Annotated in this window: 13 protein-coding genes; 1 reads left to right on the top strand and 12 read right to left on the bottom strand. The window is 62.5% G+C overall.

Annotated features, from left to right (window positions below; translation table 11 throughout):
• Window positions 1-20: 20 nt before the first annotated feature.
• Window positions 21-860 carry a tyrosine-type recombinase/integrase gene (locus AC1AWD_RS07445; protein WP_476565194.1) on the top strand — a complete coding sequence of 280 codons (840 nt, stop codon included), beginning with the start codon at window positions 21-23 and terminating at the stop codon, window positions 858-860.
• Here the strand turns inward: AC1AWD_RS07445 and AC1AWD_RS07440 are convergent.
• The 12 genes from AC1AWD_RS07440 to AC1AWD_RS07385 form a co-directional block, all read right to left on the bottom strand.
• The gene (locus tag AC1AWD_RS07440) at window positions 857-1,588 is read right to left on the bottom strand and encodes a CHAP domain-containing protein (protein WP_476565192.1); all 732 of its coding nucleotides are present in this window, start codon (window positions 1,586-1,588) and stop codon (window positions 857-859) included. The genes AC1AWD_RS07445 and AC1AWD_RS07440 overlap by 4 nt on opposite strands.
• Complete coding sequence (locus tag AC1AWD_RS07435) at window positions 1,585-1,983, bottom strand: phage holin family protein (protein ID WP_476565190.1); 399 nt, start codon at window positions 1,981-1,983, stop codon at window positions 1,585-1,587. The genes AC1AWD_RS07440 and AC1AWD_RS07435 overlap by 4 nt, the downstream gene beginning before the upstream one ends.
• Window positions 1,980-3,392, bottom strand: coding sequence for a hypothetical protein (locus AC1AWD_RS07430; protein ID WP_476565188.1), 1,413 nt, complete (start codon window positions 3,390-3,392; stop codon window positions 1,980-1,982). The genes AC1AWD_RS07435 and AC1AWD_RS07430 overlap by 4 nt, the downstream gene beginning before the upstream one ends.
• A gap of 21 nt (window positions 3,393-3,413) precedes the next feature.
• Window positions 3,414-4,847: a hypothetical protein gene (locus tag AC1AWD_RS07425; protein ID WP_476565186.1), complete on the bottom strand. Its 1,434-nt coding sequence runs from the start codon at window positions 4,845-4,847 to the stop codon at window positions 3,414-3,416.
• The gene (locus AC1AWD_RS07420; protein WP_476565184.1) at window positions 4,844-6,796 is read right to left on the bottom strand and encodes a tape measure protein; all 1,953 of its coding nucleotides are present in this window, start codon (window positions 6,794-6,796) and stop codon (window positions 4,844-4,846) included. Before AC1AWD_RS07420 ends, AC1AWD_RS07425 begins: the two co-directional genes overlap by 4 nt.
• A 177-nt stretch (window positions 6,797-6,973) precedes the next feature.
• A complete protein-coding gene (locus AC1AWD_RS07415) occupies window positions 6,974-7,249 on the bottom strand; it encodes a hypothetical protein (RefSeq protein ID WP_476565182.1) in 276 nt (91 codons plus the stop codon).
• 11 nt (window positions 7,250-7,260) lie between these two features.
• Window positions 7,261-7,641 (bottom strand): HK97-gp10 family putative phage morphogenesis protein, encoded by a 381-nt coding sequence (locus AC1AWD_RS07410; protein ID WP_476565180.1) that lies wholly within the window; start codon window positions 7,639-7,641, stop codon window positions 7,261-7,263.
• A gap of 1 nt (window position 7,642) precedes the next feature.
• A complete protein-coding gene (locus tag AC1AWD_RS07405) occupies window positions 7,643-8,053 on the bottom strand; it encodes a hypothetical protein (protein WP_476565178.1) in 411 nt (136 codons plus the stop codon).
• Window positions 8,037-8,438 carry a hypothetical protein gene (locus tag AC1AWD_RS07400; protein WP_476565176.1) on the bottom strand — a complete coding sequence of 134 codons (402 nt, stop codon included), beginning with the start codon at window positions 8,436-8,438 and terminating at the stop codon, window positions 8,037-8,039. Before AC1AWD_RS07400 ends, AC1AWD_RS07405 begins: the two co-directional genes overlap by 17 nt.
• A complete protein-coding gene (locus tag AC1AWD_RS07395) occupies window positions 8,435-8,761 on the bottom strand; it encodes a hypothetical protein (RefSeq protein WP_476565174.1) in 327 nt (108 codons plus the stop codon). Before AC1AWD_RS07395 ends, AC1AWD_RS07400 begins: the two co-directional genes overlap by 4 nt.
• 11 nt (window positions 8,762-8,772) lie before the next feature.
• On the bottom strand, window positions 8,773-10,293 hold the full coding sequence (locus tag AC1AWD_RS07390) for an HK97 family phage prohead protease (protein WP_476565173.1): 1,521 nt from the start codon (window positions 10,291-10,293) through the stop codon (window positions 8,773-8,775).
• Complete coding sequence (locus AC1AWD_RS07385; protein WP_476565171.1) at window positions 10,290-11,426, bottom strand: phage portal protein; 1,137 nt, start codon at window positions 11,424-11,426, stop codon at window positions 10,290-10,292. Before AC1AWD_RS07385 ends, AC1AWD_RS07390 begins: the two co-directional genes overlap by 4 nt.
• Between the last annotated feature and the right edge of the window lie 18 nt (window positions 11,427-11,444).

Raw genomic sequence — 11,444 nt, 5'->3', positions numbered from 1 at the left:
AGGTCTGGCGGCCGTCAAGGATGCCGGCCGTGAGTATGAAACAAACGCAGCCGCCTGCGCAGTGGCGTGAAGATATCAACGGTTGGCTTGAATCGCTCAGAGCAGCTGGCCTGAGCGCGGAGACTATCAGATGCCGGCGATGCAAGATGACGCACATGGCGAAACTGTTCGACGGCAGTCCGGCAACGATAACCGGCGACGAGATGATACACGTCATGTCCTCGCAGGACTGGAAACCGGAGACCAGGAAAGGCTATCGGAACACGCTTGCAAGCTTTTTCGCCTGGATGCAGCGAACCGGACGACGCGACGACAACCCGGCAACCGAACTGCCTACCGTCAGACGCCCGCAACCGCACCCGCGCCCATGCCCAGACGAATACATACGACGGGCGATGATTGAGGGAACCGAGCCGGAACGGCTCATGGTCAGGCTCGGCGCCGAGGCCGGCCTGCGTCTGTCGGAGATAGCGGCCGTCAGGTCATCTGACGTGATGGACGTCGGCGGCGGGCCAAGCCTCATCATCCGAGGCAAAGGCGACAAACAGAGGATAGTGCCGATATCCGAGGATCTGGCCGGACGGATAACCGACGCGCACGGCTACCTGTTCCCCGGAAGATGGACGGGACACGTCGAAAAATCGTATATCTCGCGTCACCTGCGCCGTCTCCTGCCGGACGGATGTGGTCCGCACAGCCTGCGCCACAGGTACGCGACCACTGTCTACGCGGCCACGCACGACATACTGCTGGTGTCGAAACTGTTGGGCCATTCGTCCGTCGAGACGACGCAGATCTACGTCGCGATGCCGCCGGACCGCCTGCGCGCGGGCGTCGAAGCGGTCGCCGTCGGCGTCTAGCTGCCGATGCGTACGCCGAAACCCGGCAGGTCGGCGTCGGCGACGACGTTCGACGTGCCGTCCGCCGTGTACTCTTTCCACTCGCGCAAAGTGTAGCCGGTGCGTTCGAGCATCATCCGCCTGACGTTCCACGCGTTCTCGCTGTCGAAGATCTCGTACGTGCCGGCCGCGATGTTGGCGATGCCGAGCGCGTCGCCGACTTGGAATACGACGTGCGTCGGCCGTGCTTCCATACGTCCTAGAGCATCGTTGTTTTTCAGCACTTTGTCCTTTATCAGGTCGACGTCTTCCTGGTTCATGTCTTCCTCCTGTGTTTTTGGCCTGAAATAGCCGCATAATCCGTTTTTCGTGAGATTCATTCGTCTCGGAGTATCCGGGTTCTGACTCAGGCACAGGACGCTCGAGCCCTGGTCGGCGAGCACGATCGCGACGTGCGACGTCGGATAGTACGAGCTGCCGTACGACCAGAACGCAACGTCGCCACGCTGTGCGGTCTCGCTGGCGTCGATTTTGTCGAACGTCTCCTGCAATGCCTCTGTTTGGTCGTACTTGGTCGTGTAGACGCTGTCCGCGTAGCCGCTCGTCGTGTTCGTCGCCGACTGCGGCAGTCCGTAGACCTCCTGTGCGTACGAGCTCCACAAATCCCAGCACTGGCCGCCGAAATATCCGTCGACGTCGGTCGTGACGCCCTCATGCCTGGCCACCCACTCATCGATGCTGGTGGTCATGACGTCACCGCCTGACCGTCGTCGTCAGTGGCGGCATGTTTCGGTTCGGTCGTCGTGCCGACGCTGAACAGTCGCAGCAGGCTGCTGCCTGCCAGTTCAGGATTGATCTCGGCCAGATTCTCCAATATTGACACCACCTCGGTCAGGCAGACGTAGACGGCGGCGGGCACGACGAGGGGCACGGTGAAACCGAGGTCGACCCAGTGCTGAGCGGTCTCGATGATCTCGGCGAGCACGAGCGCGAGCACGAAAGCCCCCTTGTGATACAGTCCCTCGCGTAGCTTCGCGCTGTTAATGTCCTTTTCCATCGCGGCCCTAGTGAGTCCGCTGACGAAGTCGAGGATTATCAGCACGCCGGCGGTGGCTAGAGCGATCATGGTCTCATGCGTCATCATGCCGCCTCCGTTCCGGTGGTCGGCCATTCGGGCAGCTTGTGCGCGACGACAGGCGTCGTCGTGCGATCCGTGACAGTTTCGGTGGACGTCTGTCCGGTGGCGCCGTCGTCGGTCGCTGTTTCTGTCGTGACGTCGTCGCTTGGCGTATCGGCAGCGTCGGAGGCGATGTCGCCGGGCGCGTCCACCACGTCGTCGTAAGCAGGCTGTTCGCCGTTCGCTGTTTCCGTCGTGGCGTCGTCGCTTGGCGTCTGCATGGTCAGGTTCGCTGCCGTCGTCGTCTGTCCATCCGCTGTGAATACTATGTCGCCGGTGTTTTCGACGGTGGTGCCTGACACGATCTGCGGCGTCTCGAACCCATGGATGAACAGCTGCACGTCGTAGAGCGTCGCGTGCCCTCTTATGTTGGTGTCTTCGTCAGATCGGATGACGAATGTCGCAGGTTCCTCCACTATCAGCACTCGAGTCGAACCGCTGCATTTGCCGGACACTTTTTCGGCCACGAAATTGTAATAATTCGTACTGTCGATGCTGCCTACGCCCTGTCCGGTGACCGTGAAGCTGTCATAACAGCCCGGCGGCAGTTTGACAGCTGGAACGTCGATGATATTAGAGCCAAGGGTATACGTGTTGTATGGCACGGTGACGATTTCCGGCACTAGGCCGCCACGGCAGAACACAGCCGTGTCGGATATATCCGCTACAGCATAAACGTACTGTCCAATCTCTGTCTGTACCGTCGATGTGACCATGTCCGTGAAGATGAACGTGTCATTGTTCCCGCCGCCTACGGTATCCCATTCCGCGTCGGCCGTGCGTATGTACAGTCCGTTGTTCGATGACTTGCTGTCGGCGCTCACGTACGCGAGCGTGCCGGTCGGTGCGGTCGTCGCCTGCAACTGTTCGAGTGTTTCCGCTTGCAGTGTGCCGCCGGTCGTGCCGGTGATTGGAGCCCACGATCCGTTGTTGAACACGTACACGCCGTTGTTGCTCGCGATCGGGTCGTCGCTGACGAGACCGAAAACACCCTCACTAAGATTCGTCACCGCCTGTAGCTCCGCCAGCGTGCCCTTGACGACGGTCATAGGCGTCGCGCCGGACACTCGCGACCAAGCGCTGCCGCTGTAGATCCAGATGCCGATATTATCCGTGGTCGTGTCGGCGGTCACGTAGCCGAACTGGCCCTGCGCGGCCGACGCCTCCTGCAATTCGGCCAGGGTGTTGCGCACGATGGTGCTGCGCGCGGCGTCTGTCTGCCGGTCGTCCACGTTGCCGAGCTGCGTGTCGATCGCCGAGGCCATCGCGCCGAACTGGTCGGCCGCGAACCGGACCAGATTATCCGGGCCCGGGTATGGGATCCGGTACCGGCTGGTGGTCGGCATGTCGGCGGGGTCGAATGTCTCTTCGGCCATTGTTCCTCCTTTTGTGTTGGTTTATGCTTCGTAGGTCATCATGGATAATTCCGCCCATGTCATGTTCAGGCGCTGCCATGGTAGTGGTATGCCGATATGCGCCCATGTGGCGGTCGGATCCCATTCGAGGGGCAATGGGCTCAGCGTCAGTTCGTGTCGGAATACCGGACGCCTGTCCCGCCATCGGAACGTGACTGTTCCGCCGATGGCTATCCATGGTCCGGCGACGGCCGGTGTGCCGTCGGTCGTGAACAGGTCGGCGTAGGCGCTTTGCAGGATCGCCCATAGGCTCGGTCCCGGAGTGAACAGGCTCGGGTAATCGTCCAGGTTGACTCTGGTCTGGTCAATGGCGATGCCGCTTGGCGTCAGTCTGGTGTCCTGCGCCTCGATCAGTTGGCGGGCGTCGTCCTGCATGGACGTGTCGGGTGTCCATTCATCCAGTCGGATGGTGGATGACAGTTTGATGGTCTTTCCCGCTTGGCGCAGTCCGTCCGGCAGTTGCGTGGCGTCGATGGTGACGCTGGCGTTTTCGTCGCCGGATAGACCGCTGATTTCCATGGCCGCGTACGGTTGCGGGATGTCGAACGTTGCGGCGTCCACCATGATCGCCGATGCAGGCTGCACGTCCTGTTCGCGTGTCGCTGTGACGACGCTCAGATGCCCGTCATCGTGTATGGCGAGCTTTGCCGGTTCCCCCAATGCCCATGGCTCCATATAATCCCCGTCCGGCGTGTGGCGTTCGTACCAGCGGATTATGGATGGATGCCAGTTGGTCAGTTGGTTCAGTGCCTGGCTGGTGGATACCTGTTCGTCGGTTTTCCATCCGCCCAACGCGTCGGGGATGATGGACGCGAGCCGTTGCGCGGTCTGGTCGCTCATGTCCCATACGCCGTCGCCGGTGATGCGCCGCCTGACCGCCTGGATCATGGATGTCGGGGTACCGGACCATTGCCGTCCGTTGTCCACTGGCCCCTGTGTGGTGTCGCGGTCCAGCATGACGGTCAGCGACGATGCGTATAGGTCGAGTTGCCAGCCTTTGTCGCCGATCTTGGTAACGGTGCCGCCGGTGGTCAGCACTCCGTCGAACAGGGTGATGCCTTGGGGGTCCGGCGACGCGTATGGATCCGTCCAGTAATCCTCGTTCAATTCGGCCCATGTTCCGTCGACCATGATCCATGACTGTCCGGCCGGAGCGGTTGCCATGAGGTCTCCCCATGACGGGGTACGCGTGATCTGCATGAGCACGCGGCTGCCCAATAGTTGGGAGACGCGTCCGGCGTATTCGCCGGTGCGGTCGAGCATCTGGAAATGCAGGACGTTTGCCGACGGGCTGCTGTCGAACGACGATTCCCCCCATTCGATGGTGAAGCCCATCAGTCCGGCAACGTCCTGATCGTGTCCGGTGTGGTTGCGCCATCCGTCGCCCTGGTCTATGTATAGCGCGCAGGTCCTCATCGTCGTCTCGCTTCGTATCGGTCGATTAGTTCGATGATCTTTCGTGCCGTCCTGTCAGGGTCCGGTGTGAGGTCGGACAATTGCACGGTCATGTTGATTACCGTGCTCTTGACATTGGCCTGACGTGGCCTGTTGAGCGCGGCGGCGAGGTCGGCGATTGTTGCGCCGCCGGACCTTGCCCCGTGGCTCGCTCCCTGCGAGTCCGCGCCGCCAACCGCCATGACCGGCATGGACTGCATGGGCATCGTGCCCATGACGGTCATCGGCGCCGAGAACGGCAGCAGTCCGGTGACGGTGTCCCACGCGTTGCTGATCGCGCCGGTGATGTTGCCGACGATGCCGCTTATCGTGTCCCAGATGCTGCGCACTTTCGACACGAGCCCGTCGAGGATTCCTTTGGCTCCGTTCACCGCGTTGCTGAAGGCGTTCTTGATGCCGTTCACCACTGTTTCCGCGCCGGACACGATGTTGTCCCATACCCCCCGGAAGAAGGACGTGACGCCGTTCCATACGTTCCTGGCTCCGTCGGCGGCGGATTGGAAGAACGCCTGTATCTTCCCCGGCAGCGACTGGAAGAAGCCGATTATCGTGTTGATGCAGTCGCCCATGAACGAGGTGAAGCCCGACCATATCTGCCGGCCGGTCTCGGTCTGGGTGAAGAACCATACGAGCGCCGCGGTCAATGACGCCATCAACGTGATGATGATGGCTATCGGGTTGGCATTCATGGCGAGGTTCAGCAGCTTCTGGGCCGTGGTGGCCGCAGTGGTGGCCAGGCTGAAGCTCTTGAGGGCACCGACGACTCCGGTAATCACGCTTATCACGTTCCATACGGCGAACGCGGTGCCGATGCCGACTATGTATACGGCGATCGTTTCGGCGTTGGCGCTGACCCATTCGCCGAACATGGTCAATCCGTTGGCCACGAGCGTCACGGCCCCGGCCGCGAGGTTGAACGCCGTGCCCAGCGCGCTTCCTATGCTCCCGGCCCCGCCGATCTGCGTCAATGCCGGTGCGATCGTCTCGGCCACGGCCATGAACGCCGTGCCCAGCGCGCCGACAGCCGTGGCGATCGCGTCGAACATGGTCGAAATGGTGGTGAGGTCCAACGTGGATTGCAATCCGGTCACGAAGTCCTGGATCGTGTTCTTCGCGTCGGTGAACCACGTCCCGATCTGTTCGGCGGCCCATCCGATGCTGTCCGTTATGGCGGGTTTGAAGATGTTGACCAGTTCTGCGGCACCGCCGGTCAGGGATGCCATGAGGTTGCCCCACGCGCCCTCGAACGTCGCCGTTGATGTCGCGGCTTTCTGTGCGACGTCCTCCATGCCTAACTGGAGTATCGCCTGGTTGAACTCGTCGGCAGATATCTCGCCTTTTTCCATGGCGTCACGGAAGTTGCCGACGTACGCGCCGTTGGCCTTCATCGCCTCCTGGAGCCTGCCGGACGCGCCGGGAATGGCGTCGGCCAGCTGGTTCCAGTTGTCCGTCGTCAGTTTTCCGGCTCCGGCGGTCTGGGTGAGGACCATGGCGACGCTTTGGAACGTGTCGGCGTTGCCGCCGGCCACCGCGTTCAGATTGCCGGCCGCCTTGGTCAGGTTGATGTAGTCCTGGACTCCGTTGGCGGCGAGCTGCGCGGTGGTGTTCTGCACGGTGGTCAGGTCGTAGACTGTCTGGTCAGCGTACGCCTTGGTCGCCTTGGTCGCGGCGTCGATGGCCTTGGTGTCGAATCCGGCGAAGCTCATCGTGTTCTGGAATTTCTGGAGGCTGTCGGATTGTTCGAGGATCTCGCCGCCGAGGTCCTTGAACACGTCGATGACCTTGGAGATTCCGGCACCGAGTATGCTGCCTATCGCGCTGCCGACCGCGACGGCTTTCTGCTGCATGGTGCCCATCTTCGTGGTGACCTCGCCGAGCGCCTTGATCGCGCTGCGCGCGTCGCCGGTCACGTCGACCTGTACCGTGGTCTTACTGGCCATCGTTCTTCTTCACCTCCTCCATCGCTTCGATCTCGGCTTCGAGGACGCCGACGGCGGTCCATATGTCCCGCTCGTCCGCCTGTCCTTCGCGTCGCCATGCCCATGGCGTTCCGCCGAAGCGGGTCGCCAGTATGACGCTCAGCTGTCCTAGGCTGCCGTCCCGCCAGCGGGGACGGTCGCAGATTCCCCCGGTTCCTCGGTCGCCTCGTCCATGCGTTCGACGGTCTCTGCCCATTTCTCGAAGGGCAGCTGCGTCGCGCCGCGCGAGCGGAGCTGCGAGTAGACGGCGTACATGCTCTGCCTGTACCCGTTGAAGTTCCAGCCCTCGGCCTGTGCCTTTTCCTCGCCGCGCATGTTGTCGAACGCGCTGACGCGAACGGTCTCGGTCTTGCCGCCGGTGTAGGTGATTTTCAGCGATGCCATTGTTGTTCCTCCTATTTGATGTTCTGTAACGCGTCTTCGATGGCCTGCGCGTAGAGTTTGACCACATCGTCCTCGGACAGTGCGAGGCCGCGCTGCATGAATTGCTGCGCCTTGATGTTGTGTCGCGGCCATCCGTAGTTGATGACGCCCGCATAGACGACGGATTTGTTTCCGGCCCTGACGACGCCGCTTTTCTGCGTGGCCGATGCCCTCAACGATCGTTCGAGCGCGCCCGACCGGTGCGGTATGACGGTCTTGATGTCCTTTTTCACGACGCCGGCCATTTCCTTGTATGCGCCTTTGAGCTGCTGCATGTCCACGCCTGCCCTGCGGAATTGGCCGGCTACCTGCTTCAGTCCCTTGGCGTTGAGCTTCAGCGCGAAGTCCGGCATGTCACGACTTCGCGGCGGTGGCGATGTCGGTCGCGGCGAAGCTGAAGGACTGGTCGTTCTTTGCCTTCACGTCGCCGCCCCATCCGACCGGTGCGATGGTGACGTTGCCGGTGATCTGCAATGTGCCCTCGTTGGACGGCACGAACGTGAACGGCAGCGTCTTGCCCGCGTTGGTCAGGCACCAGACCTGGAGGCTGTCGGTGCTGAAGTTCTCCTTGATGGTGCCCTCTAGCGTCCAGCTTGTTGTCTGCGCCCCGGCCTCGGTGGAGCCGTCGAGGAAGTTGAGCGCGTCGTCGCTGCTGGTGTCGGGCGTCAATGTGACGTTGGTGCAGTCGGCCGCGAAGTCCTCCGAATCCGAGGTCTCTCCGATGGTCAGCGCGCCCGGGCCGAGCGTTCTAATCTTGGTTGCCATCCTGTATCATCCTTTCGACTTGTGAATCGGGTGTGATTGTCATCTCGTACGCGGCTATCAGGTCGGTGCTGTCGGCGAGCTTCCAGCTGGCGGCGGAGCCGTTCTGCAAATTGACGCCCGCGTTTTGCAGGTCGGTGACGGCCTGGAGCAGCAGGGGCACCGCCTGTCCCTGGGTAAGCCAGGTGCCGGCGGTCAGCACGAGTGTGTACGTGCCGTTCCATTCGTCCCATGACTCCCATTTGAGGTCCGGTGCCTGCATGTACGCGTGGACCTCGCCGGACGGCGGTTTGACCTGCGTCGCGTCCCACGTGCAGCGGGTAATCAGCGGCGACGCCTCCGTCACCCGGTCGCACATGGCCTGTAGTTCGTCGAATACGGTGCTCATGCGATGCCCATCCCCACGAGGATCCCGGCCGCCCTGAGCTTCGGCCACGCCGCACGCAGCGGGTCGGAGGACACGCGGTAGCTGGTGACGCCATCGGATGACGGCAGCTGCATGACGCCGCTGTGTATGCTGCGCGCGGCCCATAGGTCGGAGGCGACCGTCAGCACGATGTCGTCCTGTATCTGTTGGGCGAGCTCGTATGGCCATTCGGGCAGTCCGGCTTTCAGGTAGGCTCGCGCGGTTTCGAGGGTGGTGGACAGCTCCGTTTTCTGCGAGTCGATGCCGTCCACCATGTCCTGGAGCCTGTCGGTCAGTTCGTCCATGCGTCAGCCGTTCACGCCGTCGCCAGCGGGGTGATGCCGCCGGGGAACGTCGTGCCCATGGCCATGTACCCGTACACCGAATAGTTGCCAGTCAGATTGACGACGTTCTGGTCCTGCAATTGGAACGGGCCGCCAGATTCCCAGACGGTGATGGCGTCCGGGTCGATGAAGGCCGCAGTGTCGGCGCTTGCGGTGGGCAGCATCTGCACGGGGATGCGCATCATGGTGCCTCGGATATCCGTAAGGTCGATGACGCCCAGGTCGTCCGGCCCGCGACCGCTCACGTCCATCAGGGAGCTGCCCTGGCGCGTGATCTTCGCGATGGCCTTGAAAACATCATCGGAGACGGCGAGCGTGCCGAGCATTGCGCCACGCGAATCCACGGCTTTGGCGGCGTCGATGATCGCGTCGATCCACTGGTCGGCGGTCATGGCCGACGGCGCGGCTCCGGTCGTGACCTTGTTCGCGGTCGCGCCGCTGATGGCGGTGCCGATGTAGGTACGGACCGCAGTCTCGGTGTTGACCGCGTAGGCGATGGCCAACGCGCGCAGCGCCGTGGCCAATGCCGGCGCGGTGGCTCGTTCGATGACCTGGCGGGACAGCGAGGTGTAGCCGCCGTAGGTGTCTACGGTGGCGGTGCTGGTGCCGAGGCTGATTTCACCGTAATTGAGGTCAGCGCCCTCGGCGCTTTGCTGGGCCACCTGCATGCTGTTGGTGCCGAGTACGTAGTATTCGACGCTCATGCCGGTGGACGGCAGGGCGGCGCGCGTCACGAGGTTCATCACGGTGCGGCGGGACTCCACCAATCGGATCTGGTCGGCGACCCATGAGGGCTGGTTGGCCACGTCGCTGCTGTTGATGAAGTCGCGCGACTGCTGCATGAACGCGGCTGCCTGCTCGTCGCCGTTCGCCATGGCTTTCAGATATTCGCCGGCGTTGCGCCACTGCGCTCCGATCGTAGCGGCGGGGGCTTTATCGATCCGTCCGGATAGTTCGACGATGCTCTTGCGGGTGTCGTCCATGAATTTGCGAAGTTCCTCGTCCACTGTGTTCTCCTTGGTTTCTGGCTTGTTGGTGATGTTGCGTTGGCTGTTGATTTTCGCGTCGGGGTAGGCCGGCAGTCCGGTCAATGCGACCTCCTTCAGGGTGACGCGTCGACGGTGGACGATGTCGGACTGGTCCACGCTGCGTTCCACCGGGATGAAGCCGACGCTGCACGCGTCGATGGCGCGGTCGCGTACAAGCTGCGCGATGTCGCGTCCCTCGCTGGTGTTGCTGATGTGCCCGGTCGCGTACAGTCCGTCGTCGCGCTGGTCGAAGCCGGTCCATGTGCCGATGACGTGGTCGTGGTCAAAGGTCATCTTCACGTTGTCGATGCCGTCGAACGTGCAGTCACGGTCGAAGACCTCCGTGTACCAGCCGACGTTGGTCGGGGTGTCGAACGGGACCACGCGGGCCTCGACGGTCATGCCGTCGCCCTCACTGGTCTCGCGGATCTCGAAAGTCGGGCAGTTCCTGTATTCGATGCTCATGCCTCTACCTCCTTGCCTGCCGGCGTCGAAGCGTTTGTGGTGTTTTCGTTCCTGGGCGGCATGCCCTCGCGTCTACGTGCCTCGTCGATGTCCATGAGTCCCATTTCGATGGCGAGCTTGTACGCCTCGTAGCGGCTCTTCGTGTCCGAACGTCGGGCGCTGTCCCAGTCCACGGTGACGTACTGCCGGTAGGGCACGAGCTGGCTGAACGCATCGCAGATGGGCATGACGTAGGCCTGAAGCGTGTACGAGCTGAACTCGATCCACGATTGTTCGATGTTCTGGTAGGTGATGCTGTTGCCTTCCACGGACGCCAACAGCAGGTTCGCGGGGATGCCGAGCATGCGGGCGACGCTTGTCACGTCGAAACTACGGGTCTGGAGGAACTGCATGTCCTCCGGCGACATGGTGATGCGTTCGTAATGCAGTCCCTTGCCCAATACGAGCGGTTCGCCGCCCTTTCGGCTGTTCATCATGCGGTCCTTGGCCTGTGAGGCGTCCGCGTCGGTCAGCGTCTGGTCGCTCGACAGGACGGCCGAGGCTATGCTGCCGTCGTTTCGCCAGTTGCTCGCGTACGCCTCCGTGTCCGACATGCCCTGCAATTGCAGCCGTGCCATGGTGATGGGGCCGACGCCCTTGACCATGCCGGGCAGGCAGATGAATCTGCGGTGTATCACGTCCTTGGGGTCCAGTTCGACGCCGCCGTACCAGTAGTGCATGTCGGGATGGTCGGGGTCGTTGTTCGCGTCGATCGCCGTGACCAGATTCGATGGCAGCTGCCTGACCGCCCATGTGGTGCCGCCGATGCTCACGCGATGCAGGAAAAGATTGCCGTTGAAGGCGAGGTCGGCGACCATGTTGGCGATCAGTTCGCCGCGTGGCACGTCCGGTGACGGGTCGCGCATGATGCCGCTCATGCGCACGCGGTTGCCGTCCTGGTCGCGTTGCTCCAACGGCAGCTCGCGGATGGCCGTTTCGAGTATCTGCACGCCACGGCACACCGGGATCATGTTCATGGGGTTCACGAGCGCCGGCATGCGCGGCGGCGGCACGGTCGCGTCCGTCGTGTTGGCGATGGCCTCGGCGCGCGTGCGCAGGTCGAGCATGTTGAGCAGGCTGGTGATGATTCCCATGCCGGCCATGATGCTTCG

The sequence above is a fragment of the Bifidobacterium sp. LH_512 genome, assembly GCF_056356435.1.
This window is presented reverse-complemented; position numbering and strand designations above follow the sequence as displayed.

Bases quoted from the DNA above. Each gene is read 5' to 3' on its own strand.
- AC1AWD_RS07445 (WP_476565194.1), top strand. From the start codon at position 21: ATGCCGGCCGTGAGTATGAAACAAACGCAGCCGCCTGCGCAGTGGCGT.
- AC1AWD_RS07440 (WP_476565192.1), bottom strand. From the start codon at position 1,588: ATGACCACCAGCATCGATGAGTGGGTGGCCAGGCATGAGGGCGTCACG.
- AC1AWD_RS07435 (WP_476565190.1), bottom strand. From the start codon at position 1,983: ATGATGACGCATGAGACCATGATCGCTCTAGCCACCGCCGGCGTGCTG.
- AC1AWD_RS07430 (WP_476565188.1), bottom strand. From the start codon at position 3,392: ATGGCCGAAGAGACATTCGACCCCGCCGACATGCCGACCACCAGCCGG.
- AC1AWD_RS07425 (WP_476565186.1), bottom strand. From the start codon at position 4,847: ATGAGGACCTGCGCGCTATACATAGACCAGGGCGACGGATGGCGCAAC.
- AC1AWD_RS07415 (WP_476565182.1), bottom strand. From the start codon at position 7,249: ATGGCATCGCTGAAAATCACCTACACCGGCGGCAAGACCGAGACCGTT.
- AC1AWD_RS07410 (WP_476565180.1), bottom strand. From the start codon at position 7,641: ATGCCGGACTTCGCGCTGAAGCTCAACGCCAAGGGACTGAAGCAGGTA.
- AC1AWD_RS07405 (WP_476565178.1), bottom strand. From the start codon at position 8,053: ATGGCAACCAAGATTAGAACGCTCGGCCCGGGCGCGCTGACCATCGGA.
- AC1AWD_RS07400 (WP_476565176.1), bottom strand. From the start codon at position 8,438: ATGAGCACCGTATTCGACGAACTACAGGCCATGTGCGACCGGGTGACG.
- AC1AWD_RS07395 (WP_476565174.1), bottom strand. From the start codon at position 8,761: ATGGACGAACTGACCGACAGGCTCCAGGACATGGTGGACGGCATCGAC.
- AC1AWD_RS07390 (WP_476565173.1), bottom strand. From the start codon at position 10,293: ATGAGCATCGAATACAGGAACTGCCCGACTTTCGAGATCCGCGAGACC.
- AC1AWD_RS07385 (WP_476565171.1), bottom strand. From the start codon at position 11,426: ATGGGAATCATCACCAGCCTGCTCAACATGCTCGACCTGCGCACGCGC.